This is a genomic window from Leptospira interrogans (assembly GCF_900156205.1).
In the GTDB taxonomy this organism is placed as follows: domain Bacteria; phylum Spirochaetota; class Leptospiria; order Leptospirales; family Leptospiraceae; genus Leptospira; species Leptospira interrogans.
The window spans coordinates 228653-250647 of record NZ_FTNA01000003.1 but is presented as its reverse complement, the minus strand read 5'-3'; the positions used below and the strand labels follow the sequence as shown (position 1 = coordinate 250647).

The 21995-nt window shown below is 33.8% G+C and carries 24 protein-coding genes; 13 read left to right on the top strand and 11 right to left on the bottom strand.

Features of this window, described 5'->3' with window-relative positions:
• Nucleotides 1-328 precede the first annotated feature (328 nt).
• Nucleotides 329-601 (top strand): hypothetical protein, encoded by a 273-nt coding sequence (locus BW942_RS04175; protein WP_001973446.1) that lies wholly within the window; start codon nt 329-331, stop codon nt 599-601.
• A 121-nt stretch (nt 602-722) separates the two neighbouring features.
• On the opposite strand, the gene BW942_RS04170 is transcribed toward BW942_RS04175, so the two are convergent.
• Nucleotides 723-1718 carry a glycerophosphodiester phosphodiesterase gene (locus tag BW942_RS04170; protein WP_000595809.1) on the bottom strand — a complete coding sequence of 332 codons (996 nt, stop codon included), beginning with the start codon at nt 1716-1718 and terminating at the stop codon, nt 723-725.
• 1260 nt (nt 1719-2978) lie between these two features.
• Between BW942_RS04170 and BW942_RS04160 the strand changes: the two genes are divergently transcribed.
• A complete protein-coding gene (locus tag BW942_RS04160) occupies nt 2979-3467 on the top strand; it encodes a GlcG/HbpS family heme-binding protein (protein WP_000284396.1) in 489 nt (162 codons plus the stop codon).
• A 283-nt stretch (nt 3468-3750) separates the two neighbouring features.
• Entirely contained in the window at nt 3751-3984 is a 234-nt protein-coding gene (locus BW942_RS04155; RefSeq protein ID WP_000554570.1) for a hypothetical protein, read from the top strand.
• A gap of 274 nt (nt 3985-4258) precedes the next feature.
• Here the strand turns inward: BW942_RS04155 and BW942_RS04150 are convergent, their stop codons facing one another.
• The gene (locus BW942_RS04150) at nt 4259-4666 is read right to left on the bottom strand and encodes a GFA family protein (protein ID WP_000053804.1); all 408 of its coding nucleotides are present in this window, start codon (nt 4664-4666) and stop codon (nt 4259-4261) included.
• A 459-nt stretch (nt 4667-5125) separates the two neighbouring features.
• On the opposite strand from BW942_RS04150, the gene BW942_RS04145 reads away from it, so the two are divergent.
• Nucleotides 5126-5326, top strand: a complete 201-nt coding sequence (locus BW942_RS04145; protein WP_000522883.1) for a hypothetical protein — start codon at nt 5126-5128, stop codon at nt 5324-5326.
• 3 nt (nt 5327-5329) lie between these two features.
• Entirely contained in the window at nt 5330-5515 is a 186-nt protein-coding gene (locus BW942_RS21660) for a hypothetical protein (RefSeq protein WP_002076295.1), read from the top strand.
• On the opposite strand, the gene fliE is transcribed toward BW942_RS21660, so the two are convergent.
• From fliE to flgB, 3 genes are all read right to left on the bottom strand, one after another.
• Nucleotides 5488-5871, bottom strand: a complete 384-nt coding sequence (fliE, locus tag BW942_RS04135) for a flagellar hook-basal body complex protein FliE (protein ID WP_000405186.1) — start codon at nt 5869-5871, stop codon at nt 5488-5490. The genes BW942_RS21660 and fliE overlap by 28 nt on opposite strands.
• Before the next feature lie 2 nt (nt 5872-5873).
• Nucleotides 5874-6335 (bottom strand): flagellar basal body rod protein FlgC, encoded by a 462-nt coding sequence (flgC, locus tag BW942_RS04130; protein ID WP_000522494.1) that lies wholly within the window; start codon nt 6333-6335, stop codon nt 5874-5876.
• Between the two features lie 65 nt (nt 6336-6400).
• On the bottom strand, nt 6401-6832 hold the full coding sequence (gene flgB, locus BW942_RS04125) for a flagellar basal body rod protein FlgB (RefSeq protein ID WP_000462091.1): 432 nt from the start codon (nt 6830-6832) through the stop codon (nt 6401-6403).
• Nucleotides 6833-6953: 121 nt separating this feature from the next.
• Between flgB and BW942_RS04120 the strand changes: the two genes are divergently transcribed.
• The 4 genes from BW942_RS04120 (at nt 6954) to BW942_RS04100 (ending at nt 10503) form a co-directional block, all read left to right on the top strand.
• The gene (locus tag BW942_RS04120; RefSeq protein ID WP_001290019.1) at nt 6954-7244 is read left to right on the top strand and encodes an STAS domain-containing protein; all 291 of its coding nucleotides are present in this window, start codon (nt 6954-6956) and stop codon (nt 7242-7244) included.
• 396 nt (nt 7245-7640) lie between these two features.
• Entirely contained in the window at nt 7641-7982 is a 342-nt protein-coding gene (locus BW942_RS04110; protein ID WP_000822936.1) for an LIC10301 family lipoprotein, read from the top strand.
• A 32-nt stretch (nt 7983-8014) separates the two neighbouring features.
• Nucleotides 8015-9064 (top strand): tetratricopeptide repeat protein, encoded by a 1050-nt coding sequence (locus BW942_RS04105; protein ID WP_000821095.1) that lies wholly within the window; start codon nt 8015-8017, stop codon nt 9062-9064.
• A gap of 197 nt (nt 9065-9261) precedes the next feature.
• A complete protein-coding gene (locus tag BW942_RS04100) occupies nt 9262-10503 on the top strand; it encodes a DUF3592 domain-containing protein (protein WP_001170509.1) in 1242 nt (413 codons plus the stop codon).
• Between the two features lie 89 nt (nt 10504-10592).
• On the opposite strand, the gene BW942_RS04095 is transcribed toward BW942_RS04100, so the two are convergent.
• From BW942_RS04095 to BW942_RS04080, 3 genes are all read right to left on the bottom strand, one after another.
• Nucleotides 10593-11075, bottom strand: coding sequence for a YbaN family protein (locus tag BW942_RS04095; protein ID WP_001254762.1), 483 nt, complete (start codon nt 11073-11075; stop codon nt 10593-10595).
• A 392-nt stretch (nt 11076-11467) separates the two neighbouring features.
• Nucleotides 11468-11848, bottom strand: a complete 381-nt coding sequence (locus BW942_RS04085) for a hypothetical protein (RefSeq protein WP_001983340.1) — start codon at nt 11846-11848, stop codon at nt 11468-11470.
• 284 nt (nt 11849-12132) lie between these two features.
• Nucleotides 12133-13110, bottom strand: coding sequence for a dienelactone hydrolase family protein (locus BW942_RS04080; RefSeq protein WP_000838456.1), 978 nt, complete (start codon nt 13108-13110; stop codon nt 12133-12135).
• Nucleotides 13111-13308: 198 nt separating this feature from the next.
• Between BW942_RS04080 and BW942_RS04075 the strand changes: the two genes are divergently transcribed.
• Both BW942_RS04075 and BW942_RS04070 read left to right on the top strand, forming a co-directional pair.
• Entirely contained in the window at nt 13309-13530 is a 222-nt protein-coding gene (locus BW942_RS04075; RefSeq protein WP_000982944.1) for a hypothetical protein, read from the top strand.
• Nucleotides 13531-13755: 225 nt separating this feature from the next.
• Complete coding sequence (locus tag BW942_RS04070; RefSeq protein ID WP_000668002.1) at nt 13756-14451, top strand: hypothetical protein; 696 nt, start codon at nt 13756-13758, stop codon at nt 14449-14451.
• A gap of 1141 nt (nt 14452-15592) precedes the next feature.
• Here BW942_RS04070 and gcvP read toward each other — a convergent pair.
• From gcvP to gcvT, 3 genes are read right to left on the bottom strand one after another with little or no spacing between them, the layout of a single operon-like run.
• Nucleotides 15593-18487: an aminomethyl-transferring glycine dehydrogenase gene (gene gcvP / locus BW942_RS04065; RefSeq protein ID WP_001089345.1), complete on the bottom strand. Its 2895-nt coding sequence runs from the start codon at nt 18485-18487 to the stop codon at nt 15593-15595.
• Between the two features lie 39 nt (nt 18488-18526).
• Nucleotides 18527-18919, bottom strand: coding sequence for a glycine cleavage system protein GcvH (gcvH, locus tag BW942_RS04060; RefSeq protein WP_000852369.1), 393 nt, complete (start codon nt 18917-18919; stop codon nt 18527-18529).
• A gap of 17 nt (nt 18920-18936) precedes the next feature.
• Nucleotides 18937-20052, bottom strand: a complete 1116-nt coding sequence (gcvT, locus tag BW942_RS04055) for a glycine cleavage system aminomethyltransferase GcvT (protein WP_001973508.1) — start codon at nt 20050-20052, stop codon at nt 18937-18939.
• A 764-nt stretch (nt 20053-20816) separates the two neighbouring features.
• Between gcvT and BW942_RS04050 the strand changes: the two genes are divergently transcribed.
• Together BW942_RS04050 and BW942_RS04045 are read left to right on the top strand one after the other, a co-directional pair.
• Nucleotides 20817-21077: an LA_0364 family Cys-rich lipoprotein gene (locus BW942_RS04050; protein WP_001226103.1), complete on the top strand. Its 261-nt coding sequence runs from the start codon at nt 20817-20819 to the stop codon at nt 21075-21077.
• A 481-nt stretch (nt 21078-21558) separates the two neighbouring features.
• Nucleotides 21559-21888 carry an LA_0364 family Cys-rich lipoprotein gene (locus BW942_RS04045; protein WP_000713411.1) on the top strand — a complete coding sequence of 110 codons (330 nt, stop codon included), beginning with the start codon at nt 21559-21561 and terminating at the stop codon, nt 21886-21888.
• Nucleotides 21889-21995: the final 107 nt, after the last annotated feature.

Genomic DNA, 21995 nt, shown 5'->3' with positions numbered 1-21995 from the left:
CATTTGTTTTACGCAAAAAACTTCATAAGTATCCTGAATTTGGATTTTATGGAGGTTCCTTAAAATTTCGAGTTTATTTTAAATTTTATTAAGCAATTATTGGTAAATAGATTATATTTCAGTATTTTATAATATTGCATAATTTAATGGAATATTTGTATAAAAAATTATAAATTCTGAATATACTTTGAATAAGAGAACTTTAATGAAAACTAATCTTGATTATCTTGAAATAAAATACTGCTAGGAATTTTATTTTAGGAGATCACGGTGTTTTTTTTAGATGAATTTATAGACGACGAACTTAAAAATACAGAAAGTCAATTGATTGACGATCAGTCTATCATCCGGAAGAAAAAATGAGCAGAATCAACCGCGACTCTACTTTGTTTCTCATGGAAGTGGTAATGTAAAAGAAAGTTTTCCACATAACGTCGATTCGTTGTTTCTCAAAAAACTGGCGGATCATTTACATATAGACTCTTCTTTTTATTTAAAATCGAAAGATAATAGTTCCGCGGGACTTAAATTTTTGAAAGAAATAACTTTCCCTTACAACGAGCGTTTTTGGTTATCCGTATTAGAGTTGTTGAAAAATTAATTTTCTTCCGTTTCTTTTTCATTAGAATAAACGGATAATTTTCTTTTACTATAACTCATTTTGTCGATTTAAAATTCTTTATAAGTATATTATACAACGCTTTTGTGGTAATAGAATATAATTAATTCTTGATGATATGTGCTAGCCGATCCGGATAGTCGCTGATAATTCCATCTATTCCCGCATCGATCAACTTTTTCATATCTTCTACATCGTTGACCGTCCAAGGAATCACAGATATTTTATGAGAATGGATTTTCTGCACGAATTCTTTGGTTACGTATAAAAAGTAAGGGGAAATGATGTCTGCCTTTACTTCCAATGTTTTTTGGAGAGCGTCTTGACGAGTTCCGTTTCCGAATCCTAATTTCATCATAGCTCCTTGAAAATAGGTGAGAGAAAAAAGAGCGCTTGTTTTCAATTTTGGATTTATCTCTTTTACAATTGTAAGAGCTGGTAAATAGAAAGATTGGATTGTAGTCCGATCAGTGACCTTGGCATTTTCTATCGCTTGAACTAATAAGTTTACGTGTTCTTTAACTTTTCCTATTGGAATTTGAGAATTGCTGTCGTCTGGAAATTTTGTTTCGATGTTAAATTTTAACTTGGTTCGGTTTGGATTTTTCTTTTCGGCGTTTGCGACAAGCGTAAAAAATTCTTCGATCGTAATTAGTTCAGTTCCAGGAACTGGAATTTGTTCGAAATATTTAGGATTTTTTTTTGCTCCACAATCGAGTTGTTTCAATTCGGAAAGAGTTAATTCGTATAACGAAGTTGATACGATTTGAGTCCCGTCCTTTTTCTGGCAAATAGTAGGATTGGTAAACGAATCGTGATGAATGATAATTTTATTATCTTTGGTTAGAACCGTATCCAATTCTAAAGTAGTCATTCCGTATCGAATTGCCTCTTCAAAAGCGGGCCATGTATTTTCAGGTTTTAGACCTCTGGCGCCTCTATGTCCTTGTAAATCTAAACTTCCATTTAGAGGTTTATTAAGAATGGAGGAGCTTGAACAGAAATTTGTTCCGAAATAAAAAATGAAAACGACTAAAGGTTTTAAGAGAAAACCCACTTTAATTTTTAGATTCATTGATTGAGAAATTCTTTTGATCATTGATTCTAGAAAAGCATTTTTTTTAAGAATTTTATATTTGTTTACTTTATTGAATCAGCAAATGAATTTTGCTGACTATCCCTGATAAGACATCTGTTACTTAGCGATAGCTATATAACGAAGTATATTTAATTTTATATCTAAAAGATTGGTTCTTACCCAGAACTATATAATAAAGTCTCAATTCAATCGTTTACATTTTAATAATGTGAAATTTTGCATAATAAAGTTTGGGCGAATCCGGCGTTGCCGGACCGCTCTTTCAATTTCAGTCAATAAATTTCATAAAAGAAATGTAATACAACATATCGTCTTAGTTTCAATTTATTGTAAAACGCGATTCATAAAGGGGGTTCTGCTGAGTTTGCCTACGCTTCAATCGCTTCTGCATTATTCTATCGAACTTACGTGAAATGGCACTTGTGATAAACTCAATTTTATAGGAATTACTACTCAGAACTTGTCCCAAAACCTTAAAGAATTTACATGATAGTTCTTTAGAAATTTTTAATAAAACACAATAGTTCCTACAAAAACCGTCACATTTGGTAATTTGCGAATTTTCAAGTAATTCTAATATTGTTAAATTTTTGTGTGAGTTCCCACATTGGACGGTTTTGGGATAAGTTCATAATAAAATGCCTAATATTTTATGTTGAAACGGTATTTTACAATAAAATTGACAGTACTTAACGTGAATTTGTTATCACGCGAAAGGGATCGATGCGAGGTCAAGTTATTGGTATTTTATGAAAATTGAATCTGATTCTGAAGTTTTATAATAACTTGACCGGAGCTGAGAGCCCGGTCCAGCCTTTGCTTGCAAAGGCTGGATTCGCCCCAATCTTATTACTTTAAATTAACATTTACTTAGTTTTTGTAGAACTCAGTAAATCACTACCGATTTCTATATGTTAGACCGTCATGAGTTTTGGGAGAATTTTGTTGAGAGATAGAATTTTAAATATTAGAGTTGTTGAATAACTTTATAATTCAATTAACAAAACTGTTTCAGTCGATCGTTTCCATGAAATTTCTATTTTGCGATTATTGTTTAATTGAAAATTGAAACCTATAAGATTCAAAAAGAGTTGTTGTCCAATTGAAAATAATTAACGTAGGCATTAAGTTTTTGAATAAAATTACATTTACTAAATTAAAAATTCATTTTATAAAAATCCTTGAAAGTAAAATCTATACTTTAATATTTTTTAAATAGGTTTTGTTCAATCTTCGTTTTACAAACATTAAGGAGAATTTATGTATCAGAAGTTATGGATCATAACGATTTGTTTTTTTGTGACGTTTCCTACTATGAGTCAAAATCAACCCAATTTTCCTGATTATGGAAATCCGATTCATTTAGAAGTCGCAAAAAAAATTGCTCTCAAAGCTCAATCAGAAGCGAAGAAGAACGGATGGAAAATGGTGATTTCTATCGTAGATTCTGGAGGAAATTTAGTGTTATTGGAAAAAATGGATGGGGCTCAATTTGCTTCTATTGATATTTCCCAAGGAAAAGCTAAATGTGCGAACAACTTTCGTAGATCTACTAAGATAATGGAAGAAACCGTTGCGGCTGGTGGAATTGGACTTAGAATTTTAGCTTTGCCGAACGTTTATCCTCTTGAAGGGGGAGAATTGATTTTGATCGACGGAAAAATTGCGGGTGCAATCGGAGTTTCAGGTGGAACGTCTGTTCAGGATGGGCAAGTTGCTAAAAGTGGTTTGGAAATTCTCAAGGAATGATCAAAATCGCCAAATTGATGTTTGGTGGTTTAAAACTTTGTTTTGAAAATAACAAAGAATAGATTCAATGAATTAAGAGTTTGTCCTAAAACCTCAAAGAATTTTACGCAATCATTCTTTAGAAATTTTTAATAAAATGAAGTAGTTCCTACAAATTAGGTTGCATTTTGCGAACTTTCAAGCGGTTCTAATCTCGCTCAATTTTGTAGTAGTTCCCACATTTTTGTGAAACTCAATCTCGGCCCGCTTGAGAAATTAAAGTATCTCGCTTCTATTGAACTCAATGCATCGCTTCTATGATCGCTCTGCAGGTCATCAAACACTTCTCTATGGATCGGTTTTAGGATTTGGGACAATTCTTAATTTTGAAATTCAAATCCTTGAAAGTAAAAGTCTATGGGCTTGTCTCGAAACCCAAAGATTATGGAAATTTAATAATGGGAGAAATGCTGGAAAGTTTGAAAACCCAGATGTGATGGTTTCGTGTGAACTCCAGCATTCAATTAGAAATTTCTAAAAGATTATCATTTATGCTTTTTGAAGTTTTGGAATAGATTTGTTCTATTTTAAAATTTCTACAAATTCCGATTTTATAGGCCAATTCTAAAAATTGTAAAAAATGTTTTTTGAAAATTTGTTCTCATTTTTTACGCCAAACGTATGTTAGATTATGTAAAGTGACTTAATTTATGGAGTTACTGCAAAAACTAACAATAGAAAAAATGACTGATGGAGTTTTCAAAACTGTTCAATTTGAAATTAACTTTTAAACTTGTTCGGCTTAAATTAGATCAGAGATGACGAATTTCTGAAGGTTGTGTTCTCCAGTTGTTATGAAGTCCATCTGCGTACCAAAGAGGTGAGGTGATCAATTCTTCGAGATCCACATTATCCAATGTAGCTAAACTTACACTGATAAAAGCTCCTCCCAGTTCCTCTAGATGACCTTTGGTAAATAATCTTACTCCACAATTTTTACAGAATTGATGAGTGGCACTTTTAGTTCCAAATTGATAACTTCCAAGCTCGTTTTCGCCAGTGATTAAATGGAATGCGTTTGGTTTTACCATAGAAATCCAGTTTCTAACTTTAGAACAATAAGAACAGTTACATTTACTCGTTCCTTTGGAAAGGTCAAGATCCAATTCGTATCGAATCTTTCCACAATGACAACTTCCATTATACTTTTTCAAACTCATATTTTATACCCTAAATGATTCCAACTTTTTCAAAAAGCAAAATGAAATAAACCCATACGGATTCAAGTCTAAAAAAGTTTTGGCTAAAAAGATTTTTTACAGTGAAACTATAGTTTTAAATCAGGCTGTTAGAAACCGTCATATATTTAAGTTTATAGAACTCAGATAGTTATTATTCTATAGAATATAATAACTTATTAAAGTGGTCTATAAATCTAATTCCAAAAAACTTGAATCAGATAATTTTTATTCAAAGGTATATCGAATGTTTTGTATTACTCAGGACTATATAAAAAGTACTTAATATTTTGTATTCCAATAGCGTTTTATAATAAAAACTTATAATGCTTAATTTTATAAAATTTAGAAAAACTTTTTAAGTGGAGAAATTCATACGTAAATTAAAAAAATATACATTCACAATGAGACTTAATCTGCGGGAACTACTGCAGTTCTAAAATGGGTTTAATTTTTTTGAACCTATCTTCAGCGGTTTTTCAAATAATGATGAATAATATTCAGTTGGCTACTCAAAATGTAAGAGTTCCCACAAATCCCGATTTTATAGATAAATTTAAAAAATGTAGGAACTACTACGTTCAGAAGATTTATTCTAGAATTGATTCCGCAAATACAATTGGGTCGTACGATGAGACTTAATTTGTGGGAACTACCGCAAACCTAAATTTTACAGTAAAACTGAATCGTTGTATAAGTAAAATTGCAAGTTTGAACGTATCATTTAAAAGTCTTTATAAATTTTTAAGAATTAGCTCAATATTCAATTTTAGAAATATTCTTTTAAATCGTTTAAAACCAATTTATCTTAAAGAAGTAAGTTCTCTATAAGCACGAACTACGCCGTCAGCGATCGTTTTTGTAAATGTAAGAGCCACTCTTGCTTTTTCAGAAGCGATCATAACTTGATGGGCGTCTACGGAATTCGGGTCAAATACCATTTTCTGAGTCAATTCATCGGCTTCTACTTGAAGATCATTGACCGAGGTCAGAGCGTTTTTCATTGCTTCTGAAAAACTTTCTGCTACGTAATCAGGAGAAACTGGTTGTTTTACATCTTTATAATGTCTATCTTCCGTAATGGATACTTTGACCTGATCTCCTTTCGGACTTAAGGGGTGAGGTTTGTTTCCGTTATAACCAGAGTTATACGAATGCCAAAGAGAAGAATTAGAATTGATTTCCATAATTAAGCCCTACCTATTTCTAAAGCCTTGTTAAACATCGCTTTTGATCCGTTAATCATCTGAACGTTTGCTTCATAGGATCTGGAAGCGGAAATCATATCTGTCATCTCTGTAACGATGTTTACATTTGGCATTTCTACATAACCTTTTTTTGGGCCGATTTGAATCGAGTCCGGATGAGTTGGATCATAAACCAATCGAAGAGGGGTCATATCCTTTTCGACTTTCATTACCTTTACACCTTTTCCTTCTCCTGGAGAAACTCCAAACGGATAAACAGGGCTTCTCCATTTGGTTCTTAGGTTGATCGGAGTCATAACAACCCTATCTCTTCTAAAAGGGCCGTCCCCATTTGTGTTTCGGGTAGTAGTAGAGTTTGCAATATTATTGGAAATAACATCCATTCTCAATCTTTGAGCGGATAAGCCGGTTGCAGAAATGTTGATCGATGAAAAAAGTCCCATGGGCACTTCCTAATGTATAAAATTATGTCTCATTATTATCAATTCAAGTAATTAAAACGAAATTTTTAAGCCATTCTCATGACTTGTTTCAGTTCTCTGTAGTTCTGATTGATTCTCTCTGCCATCATCATATATTGCATTTGAGAATTGGAGGCTTCTACGACTTCCTTTTCCACATCCACGTTATTTCCATCAGCTCTCATAGTAGTTAAGTAGTCCGTATTTGCTTTTGGTTGAACCTCACGATAGTCCAATGGTTTGAAAAATTGAATGTGTCGTTCGTCTGAAATTTGAGTCGGAACTTCTTTGATGGCTTCGATTTTTTCAGATTCGATGGCCCTTTTGATCATCGATTCGAAAATTACCTCGGATCTTTTGAAATGAGGAACGTCCGCGTTTGCGATATTATCCGAAATTACTTTTCTCTTAAAAATGGAATTGTTCATTCCTCTTTCCAGCAAGTCCTGGGTTTTCATGAAATGAGTTTTCTCAAACATTATTTCTCCCCCTTCTCAAAAATCGGTTGAATTTGAGATTTCCAGAATAGATTTTTTTGAAGAGAAAGCTTTTTTATCCAAAATTTGATATAGTATACGGAAGAACTTGGAATGAATTCCCATGTCAGAAATCCCTGAAACAATTGAAATCACTCCGGATTTGAGTACTCTTTTTCACGATTATTATACTTTTCGAACTATACTTATGGAAGCCATTGCCAAAAAACCAAAGAATATCGTTTTGAATTTGGGGAATATTCCAATTATGAATTCTATTTCTATCAGTTCTCTGATTTGGTTTTTAAAAAATGCACGTTCCGAAGGAATTGGCTGTACAATTAGCTCAATTCATCCGGATCTTCTGAATACTTTTGAAGTGCTAAATTTAAAAGATTACTTGGAAGTTCAATAAATTTGAAAATTACAGAGCCATCCAAAAATCTTAGAATCAATTATTTTTTGAATCTTCAATCCAATGTGTGAGCTCCCACAAGGTCGTCGTATTGTAGCTTTACAGTTTTTTAGCATTTCTTTGTTATTAAGGTTGTTGAAAAATTCCATAGTGAAGATTTGTAAAATTGCTTCAATTGTCTGTTTCCATACAACGAAAACAGATCAAGAATTAATTTTTCAACAACTCTATTATGTTTTTACATTTTATAAAACTCAGTGTTTCACACTTCGAACTGTCCTGTGTCCAAGAATCATACTTAATCTACGGGGCTTTTGACAAAATGCGTTCGAACTCTTAGCCAAGAAGTAGCGATTTTCATTGGACAGATAGAGAAGCATCTCTATATTTGAATCTATGAAAAGAATCGTTCTTGTTTCTACTTTGATTTTGTTTCTATTCACCGCTTGTAAAAAAAAGGAAGAGCTAATTTTAGGAGACTGGGTAAAGATCAAAGAATGTTCCGAAAAAGGAGAATGTATCAATCAGGAAAAAAGAAATCATCTTCAAATTTTTCCCCAAGGGCTGGCTAAATACGATGCATTTCATCTTACTTATAAAATGCAGGGAGACGATATTCATTTTAATCTCGCTGATCTTGCATTTGATCTTGAATATAGAATCTTAAAAGTGAACGAAAAAGAACTCAGGCTTTTTAATAAGAAAACCAATGCAGAGGAATATTTCGAGAAAAACTGAATCGTAATTTTCGATTCGGATTAAAGAAACGTATGAAACGTATCTTTTACTTGTTTTTATTTTTGTTTTTTCTTTCGGGAATTCTTTTTGCAAACGAGGAAGACGAAAGTTTTCCGGAATCTAATCAAGATCAGGTTCCTTTAAGTCCGACTGATGCAGCCAGACGTAAAATTCAAATTACTGCTTTAAATACGGAAACTGTTAATCTTATTCGAGCAAACAATCTTTCTAAAGCTTCTATCAATATTGATAAGATTAAAAAATTGGATGAAAACTCGGTTGAATATCATTATTTGAAAGGTTCTTATCTTTACGCTCAGGGAAGGTATCCTCAATCGAAAAATTCTCTTTTAAAAGCGATTCAGATTCATTCCAGTCACGACCCTTCTTACTATTTATTGGGAATGATTTTTGTTCAAAGAAATAAATGGGCAAAGTCTTTGGAATACTTTCAAAAGGCGGTGGAACTTTCTAATTACAATCCGTTTTATAGAATCAACTTGGCATTGGCTTATTTTGAGACTGGAAATTTTTTAAGAGCAAAGGCGGAAGCAGAAAGGGCTATAGAACTGAAGCCAAATTTTAGAGCCGCGAAACTTCTTCTTTTAAAATCCAATTTTCTTTTAGGAAACAAAGCGGATGCTTATTCCCAGTGTGTCGATTTTGTTAAAGAAGGATTTATTTCTAAAGAATACATGTTGATTCATGCAAGACTTGTAATAGAGATTCATCAAAATTACAGAAAGGCAATTAAAATTTATTCTCAGTATGGTGAACTTCCTCTTCACGAAAAAAGATTCTTAGCTCAAGCTTATTATAATACTGGAAATTATCGTGCCGCCGCCGCTGCTTATCAATCTGTAATACAATTAAAAATAGTTGAAGAAGAAGACAAAATTCAATACATCCGCTCTCTTTCGTTTATCAAAGATTATAAAAGATTAGAATCTTTTGTGGCTTTCTGGCTTCAAGAAGAACCAGACAAGCGTAAAAAAATTCAAGAAGCTTTGGATATTGCGGAACTCCTCAAAGAGAACGATTCTAAAGTTTTTCATATGTTTCCTTCTAGATCTCCATACTGAGATTTACAAAACAATTAAAGACCACAAAACGTAGATTAGGCGTCCAATGAGGTTGAATCTATGATAAATTAAAGTTGTTGAAAAAATCCATCTACGACTAACGAAATGGTTTTATTGGTTCGTCTTACTGATCTTTATAAAATTAAGCACCGTTTATTTTATCGTAAAACACTACTTCAACATTTTTCAGAAACATCTTGCAAAAGTTAGATCATAAACCAAAAATTTCAATCCCGGCGATTTTCGTTATAATATGTTTTTTTGTCTTAGTATGGTATCTTCCTGCGCATGAAAGATTTGGTTTTTTTAATATAGCTTTTTGGTTTGTCTATCTCATCGCTTTGGTCGGATTTATTTCTATTCTTTCTGATTTGCTCTCTTTTTTTATGAAAAAAAGAAGAGCACAGGATTTTGCTATATCGATTATTTTATTTATCTTTTCAATTTATTATTCGATCGGAGTTTATGAAGTAATCATTTCGATCCAAGAAACTGAAAACTATCTTAGTACAAAAGGTAAAATTTTAGAAAACGAAATCCGCTGGACCGGAGATATTGCATCTAAAAGATCAACTGAATTTTATCTACATCTGAAATACTCATATATATCTCCCGATGGAGTTGAACAAATCGGATCGTATACGTATCTCTATCGAACGGATTTACCTTCTCGGGATGAAAGTAAAAGTTTTGTCAAAAAATATCCGATCGGTTCTGAGATAACGGTTTTTTATAATCCAAAAAATCCTCAAATATCTTGTTTATTCCAAGGTTTTGATGGAGGAATGGATTGGTTTTTATACTTAGAAATTATTGATTTATTATTTGTAATATTACTGATTTATGTTTCTATTCGATTCTTATATTTAGGAATCACTGATCAGGGTTCAGTAAAAAATGATTCCAGATTGATTCAGGAAAAAGATGAAAAAATTTTTAAAAATCAAATCGGAACTCTTCCAAGTAATACCGAATGTACTCATGACGAACATTTTTATATATTCAAAATTCGTTGGATATCGTATTTAATGTTTATTGTATTATCTATGCCTATATTTGTATCAATTGGTTTTATATTTTTTTATAGAGGATATGAAAATTTATTTCTATTTCAAAATAGAAACCCTGCGATTATTGAAATTATTTCGATTTTATTTTTTATATTTGGAATTATAGCCGTCGTTTTGATTTCGTTTAATAAAACTATAATTAGGCTCAATCGAGTTTCGTGTATCATTTATAATTCCCCCATTCGTTGGAGGCGGATTAAAAAGTTGGAATTGGCGAATTTAAAAAACTATTTTATAATAGAAAATCCAACGTTCTTCGGAAATGAGCTTTGGGCAAAAGATTTAGAAAATAATGATATATTTATAGACAGGTTTGATTCCTACGATCAGGTGGTTTTCTTTAAAAAATTTATGGAGAATTTGACCTAATGATAGATGGTAAAATTTTTCGATTTAAAAGAAAGAATATCCTGATCTTTTTGAGATAAAATTTCTTCTACATTTTTGATCGTATGAATTCAATTCTTCCGTTTTGTGGGAATCCGAATCAGATAGATGACTACAAAGATTCCGATTAAAGAAACTAGAATTTTTACGGCTAAGATAGGAATAAAAAAGAACACCGTAGTTCCAATCGTTAAGAATATCATGGAAATCGCGAGTATCTTTGCTCTTAGAGGAATCATTTTGTGGATTCTCCAATCTCGGATATAAGAACCGAAGTATCGATTGTTCATTAGCCAATTGTAAAATCGATGAGATGCTCTTGCATAACAAGCCGCAGATAAAAGTAGAAAAGGAGTTGTAGGTAGGATCGGAGTAAAAATTCCGATGATTCCCAAAGCCAAAGAAATCGAACCAGTTATAAAAAGTAGAAATCGAACTAGTCTGGAGCGATGTAGGCGAACTTCGTCACTATAATCTTTTATTTCCATAATTAATAGAATCAAAATCGTATATAAGAATTCAATTCTTTTCGATTTTCGGGAACTCCTACGCAATTACTGCGACCACAGTTCTCTATGTTTTTTGGAGTCCGTCCGTTTGGAATGTGTAGGAACTCCAACGTTTTGAATTTGCGGGAATTTTGGCAGATCCCTGATAAAATGTGGGAACTACTGCAACGATTAGGCGGTTTAAGATCTGATAAATTATCGATAGGATAACAAATGTAGAAACTTTAACATGGATTTTTGCAACAAAAAGGTGATTCAAAATACAATCGACTACTAATGAGACAAAATTCGTGGGAACTCGCGTTTTAGATATCTACTCGATTTGTGGAAACTCCTACTCATTGAACATTTCACCGTTCTCGGATTTGTTGTGAGAACTTTTGCATAATGGTTATCGACGACTTATTATTAAATTAGATTTTTTGAATATATCTGATTCAGTCTTCCAAGGCCTCATCATTTTCCAGCCTCCATAGAAAAGACTCGATATTTGCATTTTTGACAAATTCTTTAAGAGGCTTCAATTGCTCGGAAGAATATTGTTTTTTGAGACTAAATAAAACGTCCAACTGCGCCACAGTATGTTCTAAATCCAAAGAACCCAAGTATCTCAGATACAACGGTAAATAGCTCAAATTTTTTTGGAGTAAACGAAGCATCGTAAATGTTCCCGTTTCCAATTCTTCGTGGGTCGCCAGTCCTTTTCCATCCATTTGATCTTGATTGTAATGAATCAATGTGTCCAAATATCGAACGAGAGACGTTTCCAAGTCCGGATCTAAAGAATCGATTTGAGAGAACAGATCCTTTTCATTCAAGATTTTGCCCTGAAGGGAAATACCGAAGCCGAACCACGGGTCCGAATCTTTAAAGATTGGATCGGAAAGAACCAGCTCCTCTGCGTTTTTAAGAATTTCGGTCCAAGTTGTCTATCGCTTTCGAGATTACGGGTGGAGTAAGATCTTCTATAGGGGTGATGACCAGATTTCCGGTAAAGCCCGCATTTTCGTCCATTTCCACCGTTTGAATCTTGAATTTCGGTTTCCTAATAACAATCCATTAATTTAATATATTCTAATTTTCTATTCTATGAATGTAATCATTAAGGATTATACAGTTGAAAAAAGTTAACCGCTTCTTGATCCGCGTTTGGTTTTGCGGCGACGTCGTTTGTGTCGAATTTAGACGAAACCGCTTTCGCTTCGTCAAAACTATGGTGTGTGTTTGGATAAACGGTCATCGCAATTGAATTGTTAGTCGCAGAGCTTGCGCCTAACGTTTGCGCCCTTGAAACTCTTGTATTACAATAACCGCCAGTATAAAGTGGGTCTGCTCCCGCCGCTAAGATTTTAATATGAGTATAAGGTAAATATTGACTATTAGAGATTCCGCCAAAGGCATTATTAAGACCACAGCCAGGATAAAAAGAAATCACCGCTTTAAATGGCCTTTGATTTTCAGAACGATATTGTAAAGTAGAATTTGTATCTACTGTTGCAAACACGCTGCTTCCTCCGTGAGACCATCCTAGTAAAACGATTCGATCATTGTTAACAACTTTGGATCTTTTAACATAAGCAAGGGCTGCATAAGCGTCTGTTGGTCTGTCGGTAACTTCGGACGTTCCAACACCGGCCCCGTTACTACATTGATTTTGAGGGGCGTTTCTAGGTGTAAAACTATCGATCAAAAGAGTAGCATATCCTAAAGTTTTACCTCGACTAGCCCATTCCGTATAAAGAGAAGAGGGCGGTTTTGATGCATCACTGTTTGAATGTGCTCCAGCACAGCCGTGCATCATAACGATTAAAGGGAATGGGCCCATTCCGGCAGGTTTGGAAAAGTAAGCTTCTAAAGTCAGTTTTTGAGTCGAATTATAGAACTTAAATTGATAATTTGTAAGTTCTGTTTCTTGATCGATCAATACGGGGCCGGACATTAAACTTTGTGCTTCAAGTTCTTGTGCAATGATTAAGGAGGCTCCCGCTAAGAGTAGAGCATTTTCTTTGTCTGAATTTTTACACTGAAAGATCAGTAAAAAAAGAATTAGTGTTAGATAAATTTTAATCAAAGATTTCATACGAGATATATAACAACGTAGAAGTAAAATCTTTCTTCAAAAATGAAAAATTATCTTGGATGAGAAACGGAGATTTGAATTTTCGTTCCAATATAAAAAGATATTATTTTGAATGGTTTGATCATGGAGCCACTGATAGGTTCGATTTTTTAGTCTATTTAGTCTAGGATGTTTAGATAAAATGGATTTCTTATTTTTATGATGCCTACTGAACGACGATTGAATAAAGCTGTTAAAAATTCCTGGTCTACTATTAATAAAATAGAATTACTCGTTCGAGTGAAAAAGAAACGGAAGAAAATTAATTTTTCAACAACTCTAATGCAGAAAATGTTTCTGAGTAATTTATCGTCAAATGGACGTTTTTCTGGTAAATTTAAATTTGTAATAAGTTACGTTAGGCAAAATTTAATCCTTTGATAAAATCGAAATACTTTTTTTAATAAATATTTGTCTAGAATGATGGTAACGAATACATTATATAGTTTGAATATAGACAATAATCAGAATTATATAACAATAGAGCAGAGATCTAATATTTTGCCTTGAAAAGGTTTTTGCGACAGAAACTTAAGATATTTAATTTTATAAGGATCAGTAAAACAGGTACAAAAATTTTACCTTTAGAATTACGTTTATCAAAATATGAAATTTTTTTCTATAATCTTTCATCCAACTTTAATTTTACCTTGGGGAATCTTAATTGCTTTTAGTACGGGCGCTAGATATGAACCTTGGGAAATTGCCACAGCTTCAATTCCAATCATTTTGCAAGGAGGAACGGATTGGGGAGGGTCCTGTCTGTTTGCTGGATGGGTGGCGAACTATCTGTTTTTTTCTTTTGTGGCTCCCATTTATGCAACTGTTTCTGTCCCCGAAACTTCGGAAGTAAACTTTATAACCACTCTTCAATCCGTTGTAAAAAAAATGAAATGGTATATATTTTTCTTTTTGTTGTTGGGGCCGATTACGATTTTTCAGGATACATTAATCACTCCGAACGATCATCGAAATTTATTTCTTTTCTTTTTCGTTTTTTACACATTCTTAATACTTTATATTTCTACACTTTTGTATTTTAAAATCCGTTATCGAGTCATCTTTAGCGTTATACCCCTTTTGATTTTATTTTTACTGATGAGTGATGGAATTACAACAAAAGCTGGACAATGGAATGTTCAAGGTGTAGATCCTGAAATTCATGTGCGTGGTATACGCCATCAATTGTTTCTCAACTGGCATAAACTTTGTGATTTTATATTTGGGGATGTGAAAACAGATCCTTTAATTAAGATAGAGGATTTTTTATTTTTGATTTCAAAAAGTCTTTCCAAGGATTAAAAAACTTGTCCAAAAAATTTAGAATAAGTGTCTTTGAATGAAACTCGGTGTCTTACTTCTGAACTCAGAACACCGCTTTCTATCATAACCTTACCCACAAGTTGAATAGGATTTTAGAATCAGAAGGCTCAAAAATGCACATTATTCAAGTGTTCCGACAAGAATGAGCCTTTTTATTTGCAAAAAGTATGTTTTTCTGATAGAGAAAAATTTTCCGAACCTTACCGCCTCCACCCCCACCCAAAAAATTAGGGTGGGCCAGTCTTTTCACAGAGGATTGTCGTAATTCCGACAGATTTATATTAGAGTTGTTGAAAAATTAATTCTCCATCGGTTTCCATTGCATTGAAATGAACGATTGAAGCAGTTTTGTTAATCTCCACTATGGAATTTTTCAAAAATTCTATTGAGATCCAAATACTTGTGGGGTTGGTGATGGCTTTCTATGTATCACTATGTTAGGTTGTTCGAGAAACTTGGTATCTCACTCCCGGCGGGTCGTTCGGAAACTCAATAACACTACTTCCTATGGGGCGTAGCGAGGGCAACATCTCGCTCTGTTGAGTTACTGCAGCTTAGTCTTTCCGATAAAGTACAATAAGTTTTTGGGACACGCTGGAGCTAAAAACAATTTCAAACATTTTATGAGAACTTTTATAAGATAGATTTTTAGTTTTTGTGTAGACTACAAAACGACGGTTTATGCAAAAATTTGTTTGGGTTTATAAAAGTTTTCTTATAACACAAATCTAATCAAATAACGCATGTTAGGTGATTAAAGTTAGAGAAGAATAGACTATTTTCTTTTAGAATTTGGCTTTCCTGTGGAGATTAAGGTTTTTTGATATTAAATTTGGATGATTTTTATTGTTTTAAATAATACGGATATTTGTTTGTCATTGAAGGAGAAACAAGAAGGTTGATCCACTTTAATTGTTTAATTTTTTCTTAACAAGACAGTATCCGGGGTTCTATCGGTATCGTCAGGCTCCAAATAATATTACTATTTTTGCAAGTTTTTAAATATAAAATCAGACTCCGTTGAAATGTCAGAAAAGGATTGGCGATTTTTTGAATCATAAACTGATCCAGAAAATTAAATTATTGGTCCTTAAAAGTCATGTTGAATCCGGATCAAAAATCACTGATAACTTTCTATTGGAAGACAAGAACAAACTAAATTTCGATCTCCATATACGTTATCCACTCTTCCCACATAAGGCCAAAATTTATGATCTTTTAGCCAAGAAGCGGGATAAGCTGCGCGTTCTCTCGGATATAAATGATCCCAACGATCCGAAGTCACCATAGCAGCAGTATGAGGAGAATTTTTTAAAGGATTATCAGTTTTATCTAATGTTCCACTTTGAACGTCCAAGATTTCTTGATAAATCAAAAGCATTGCTTCGCAAAAACGATCTAGCTCTTCTAAGGATTCGGATTCGGTTGGTTCAATCATCAAAGTTCCAGGAACTGGGAAAGACATTGTAGGAGCGTGAAAGCCATAGTCGATTAATCTTTTGGCAACATCTTCTACTTCGATCCCTGCGGATTTTTTAAACGGTCTTAGATCTAAAATACATTCGTGAGCAACAAAACCATTCTTTCCTTTATAAAGAACAGGATACACTTTTTCTAAACGTTTAGCGATATAATTCGCGTTTAAAATAGAATTGCGGGTCGCGTTTGTAAGACCTTCCGATCCCATGAGTGCAATGTAAACCCAAGAAATTAAAACGATACTCGCACTTCCCCAAGGAGCCGCCGATACCGCGCCGTGTTCATTACCGGTTGCGTTGTCCACTAACACGTGCCCCGGTAAAAATGGAACGAGATGTTTGGCGACTCCGATTGGACCAACTCCCGGACCACCTCCACCGTGAGGTATGCAAAAAGTCTTATGTAGATTGAGATGACAAACGTCTGCACCAATTTCACCCGGACTTGTTAAACCGACTTGAGCGTTCATGTTGGCTCCGTCCATATAGACTTGGCCGCCGCAAGAATGAACAATTTGACAAATCTCTTTAACGGATTCTTCAAATACTCCATGAGTAGAAGGATACGTAATCATTAAAGCTGCAAGATCCTTTTTATGTTCTTCAGCTTTTGCTTTTAAATCTTCTAAATCCACGTTTCCGTTTGGGTCACAAGAAACTACCACAACTTGAAAGCCAGCCATTGCGGCGCTTGCTGGATTGGTTCCGTGGGCAGAGATAGGAATCAGACAAACGTTTCTGTAAGATTCGTTTCTACTTTCATGGTATCTGCGAATTGCTAAAAGCCCAGCATATTCCCCTTGGGAACCGGCGTTTGGTTGTAAGGAAACTCCTGCAAATCCGGTGATTTCGCAGAGCCATTTTTCCAATTGTTCAAAAATGATTTTATAACCTTTCGTTTGATCTGCGGGAGCAAATGGGTGAATCGCACCAAACTCCGGCCAAGTGACGGGATACATTTCCGTGGTCGCATTGAGTTTCATTGTACAAGAACCGAGAGGAATCATAGAAGTAGTAAGTGAAAGATCTCTGGATTCTAATTTACGAATATAACGAAGCATTTTTGTTTCGGTATGATGGGATTGAAATACAGGATGTGTAAGATAAGAAGTTTTTCTTTTAAAAGAATCAGGAACGTTTGATACATCCACGAAAAGTTTTTCAATGTCTGTATTTTTGATTTCAAAAATTTCTAATAAATCTTTTAAATCTTCCAGGTTTACTGTTTCGTCTAATGTAATTCCAATTTTTCCATCTTTGTATTCTCTAAAATTGATTTTTTTAGAATAGGCTCTGTTTAAAATTTCCTGGACTTTGGTTCCGGCCTGGATCGTAATCGTGTCAAAGAAAAACTCGTTCGTAATCGAAAAACCGGCGTTTTTCAACACATTTGCAAAAATGGAAGTGAATTTATAAATCCGAGTCGCGATATTTTTAAGTCCTTCTGGTCCGTGATAAACTGCATACATAGATGAGATGACGGCAAGTAAAACCTGAGCGGTACAAATATTACTAGTCGCTTTATCTCTTCGAATGTGCTGTTCTCTAGTTTGAAGAGAAAGTCTAAGGCCGGAATTTCCCTGAGAATCTTTAGAAACTCCGATCAATCTTCCTGGCATACTGCGTTTAAATTCGTCCTTGGTGGCAAAGTAGCCAGCGTGTGGACCTCCAAATCCAAGAGGAAGTCCGAACCTTTGAGAAGAACCTACAGCAATATCAGCTCCCATTTCTCCTGGAGATTTAAGAAGTGTAAGAGCTAAAAGATCTGCAGCTACCGTGGAAATTGCACCTACGTTATGTGATCTTTGAATAAAAGAAGTATAATCGATTATTTTTCCGTCTGTCGCGGGATATTGAAGAAGAACACCGAAAAAATCCTCATTAAGTTCGATAGATTCATGGTTTCCGATTTGAACTTCAATTCCTAAAGGATTGGCTCTTGTAACGACAACGTCTATAGTTTGTGGATGACAAAGTTCCGACACAAAGAATTTTTTAGCGGTTTCGTTTTTACGAACGGAGTAGGCAAGAAACATCGCTTCGGCGGCGGCGGTCCCTTCGTCCAAAAGAGAAGCGTTCGAAATTTCAAGGCCAGTCAGATCAATGATCATCGTTTGGAAATTCAATAAAGCTTCTAAACGACCTTGAGAAATTTCGGCTTGATAAGGAGTGTAAGCGGTGTACCAACCCGGGTTTTCTAAAATGTTTCTTTGAATTACACCTGGAATGATACAGGAATGATAACCCGCACCAATATAAGAGCGAAAAACCTGATTTTGAGAAGCAATTCCTTTTAAGTTCTGAAGAATCTTATGTTCAGTGGACGCTTTTGGCAGATCCAAAGATTTTTTTAATCGAATTCCTACAGGAACGGCTTTATCTATCAACTCTTCTACAGAAGAGAGTCCCAATTCCTTCAGCATTTCGGCGGTTTGTTGTAAGTTCGGTCCGATATGTCTTCTTGGAAAAGTATCCAAAGGATCTGTTCCCACCTTTTCAAGATTGGTTTTTGTTTGGTTCTGTAGAGTCGAGTTCATGTTTGCCTACTTCTAAATTCTTTATATTAGACTTTTCTATTATTCTAATCCGGCGACTAAGGCCTTGTATTTTTCCGGAGTTAAAAGTTTGTCCAGTTCGGAAGTGGAAAAACCTTTCACCTTAATCATCCAGGAATCGAATGGTTTAGAGTTGACGTCTCCCGGATTTTTAGAAAGAGCCGAATTGGATTCAATCACTTCTCCACCAATAGGAGCGTATAAGTCTTCAGCCGCTTTTACCGATTCGATTGTTCCGAAGGTTTCAAATTGTTTAATGTTCTTTCCGGTTTTTGGAAGATCTACAAACACAATATCACCTAATGCGGATTGAGCAAAATCCGAAATACCGATAAGAGCCATGTCTCCTTCTACTTTTACCCATTCGTGTTTTTCGGAGAAAAGATAACCTGTGGGAGCCTGTGTTTCTGCCATAATTTGTTTTTCCTAATTTAGTTTTTTCTAATGCTGCCTGGAATAAAAGGTTTCATTGTTATAATGGCTTGTTTCGGTTGTTCTCGAATTTCGATCTGGATCGGTTCTCCGTCCTTGATTTTTTCGGATTGTATTAAGGCCAAACCAATTCCTTTTTTTAAGGAAGGAGAAAAAGTGCCCGAAGTAGTTTTACCGATTTCGTTTCCTTGAGAATCTAAAACTCGAAAGTTTTCTCTTGGAACACCAGCTTCCGTTAATGCGAATGAAACGATTTTAGAGGGAACTCCGTTCTTTTTTTGAAAAAGAATTTTTTCGGAAGAAAAGTAAGGATTTTCTTTTTCCTTAACGATCCAACCGATTCCGGATTCAATCGGGGTCCATTGATCGTTTAATTCGTGACCATAAAGTGGGTATTTTGCTTCGATTCTTAGGGTATCTCTTGCACCAAGTCCACAAGGAAGTAGTCCATAAGGTTTTCCGAATTCTAAAAGTTCATTCCAAAGTTTTAAACCTATTGGAATGGAAGAATAAATTTCAAAACCATCTTCTCCCGTATAACCGGTTCTAGAAACGATGATTTCTTCTCCTTGATAGGGGAGTAACATAAAACGATAATATTGAATCGAATCTAAATCTCTTTTTAAAAATTTAGAAAAAATCTCGTTCGCTTTTGGGCCTTGCAAAGCAATCTGATGCCATTGTAAACTTTGATTATCTACTTTTACTCCCGATATTGGAAGATGTTCGAGTAGGTGTTCTGTAACTGCTTCATAGTTAGAAGCGTTAGAACAAATCATGTATTTTTCAGAAGAAAATTTATAGATTGTTACGTCGTCAACAAGCCCGCCGTTTTGATTTAAGATCGCGTTATACTGGACTTGAAAATCGGAAAGAGAGGCGACTGAATTACAGGTAATCGATTCTAAAAAAAGAAGAATCGATTTAGGATTTCCGGTAATAAAAATTTCGCCCATATGAGAAACGTCAAAAAGTCCAGCGGCCTCTCTAGTCGCGTTATGTTCTGCAATGATTCCAGAATATTGGACTGGCATGTCCCAACCACCGAACGGAATCATTTTAGCACCCAAAGTGCGATGAGTTTCGTAAAGAGGTGTTTTTTTATCTTGGGACATAAGGTTTTCCATGTACCAATTTTTACCAGTTCCATACAGGGACAAATTGATTTTTAAAGAAAATTTCCGATTCATTATGACTCGGGGTATAATTGTCAAACCTCAAAGAACGAATGGGATGAGTTGCCTGCGCATTATTGGACGTCTTTTGGGACAAGTTTTTTAACGTGGGTTCGACATAAAGAATCCATAGTTTATTTTCTCAAAAACGTTGTAATCTCGGTTCCTAAAACGTAGGAACTCCTCTCAAATCACGATTTTACGAATAAATTCTAAAATTGTAGGAATTATTATTTTTAGAAAATTTTTTCTTACACCGAACTCACGTTTTTTAGTAAAAAATTCAATCTGTGGGAATTCCCACAAAATTAATTCTATTCTGTTTTTGAAAAACTTTTTTAGCGCTAAATTCTTGTAGGAGTTTACATATTCTAAGTTCGATCCTGTTTATATAAACGGATGTGTAGAATTTTTATAAATTCAACCGTATCTTTTTTATAAATCGGCTTCAAATAATTTTAGCGTATTCTTTTACCAGTTGGATTTATCGGAGTAAGTTGCTTTTTTTCTTTGTGACTTATTTTTATAGGTGAAGTTGAATCTAAGTTTTCAACGTAAACATTAATGTGTTTATAAATAAGTTATTAACTTGTTTTTTAATAAGATCAAATTCTATTATATTCAAATTATAAAGTGAGATCGCTTTTTTGAAAAGTCATCGGATTAAGACTTGAATAACGTTACAAACATATTAAATAACTTTTATGAGAAAAATCATATTTATAATCGTCGTATTAATTTTTGGTCTTACGACTAATGTTTGTAATTACCTTTCTCCTCAAGAAAAATGTATGGAAGATAACGCTTGTAGAAATCGTGCTCAAGCTTGTTTTGCTGGATTTGCACTTGTAAATGTACTCTTTCATATAGAAGTATCAAATGAAGAAATTACGAGTAGGGCGTTTCTTTGTAATACTCTTCAAAGCAATTGTGAATTGGATTGTTATAGAAAACATCCTTATTAATTTTCTTTCAAAAGAAGTTAAGAAAATAAGATTTTTTACATTTAGGAAAATTAAACTGTTTTTTTTGGATACTGATTGATAGAAGTATCTTTTGAGTTTCTCAGATTGGAATATAATAGAGTTGTTGAAAAATTTTATAGTATAGATTAGCAAAACTGCTTCAATGGTCCATTTTAACACAACGGAAGCCAATGGAGAATTAATTTTTCAACAACTCTAATAGAATACCTGATTTTTAAGTTCAAACGAAATATTATGAAAAAATTCACGTTACTCAATTTTATAAGGATGATAGTAAAGAGTAAAAGACATAAATAGTTGATTCTATACGTTTTTATATCTTAACAAACAACTAATGGCGTCACCAAATCAAAAAAATATATTTTTTTAATATTTTTAAAAGTATAAAATCTTCATCTAAAATGTTCTGTCTGTGATAATTTTATTGCATAAAAATCTCATATTTAACCATTGTGGTTTTATGAAAAAATTTCATATTCTTATGTTGATTTTAACGTTATTTGTAGTTCAATGTTCTGAACTTTCCCCTCGTCAAAAATGTTACGAAGATAATTACTGTAAATCCGCCGATGCGGATTGTATTGCTGCTTCTTTGCTGATTTCGTCGTTGTTTGAAAATAATAACTCTAGAACAAATACTGGCACAACGAATGGTGGTACGACAAACGGCAACACCACTACGAATTCTAATTCTTCGAGTTCTTTATTGAGTGTTCTTTATAATCCCCTGTTTTGTATAGGTTCTAAGGCATCTTGTGAAGCGGATTGCGATAAAAAACACCCCTATTGAACAAAGTAATTCTTTTTTTAATTGAATAACCATGAATAAAAAGAATCTATTTATGGTTATTATTGATTTTTAATTGAAAAATTTTGAAGCCATTTCATTTGATATTT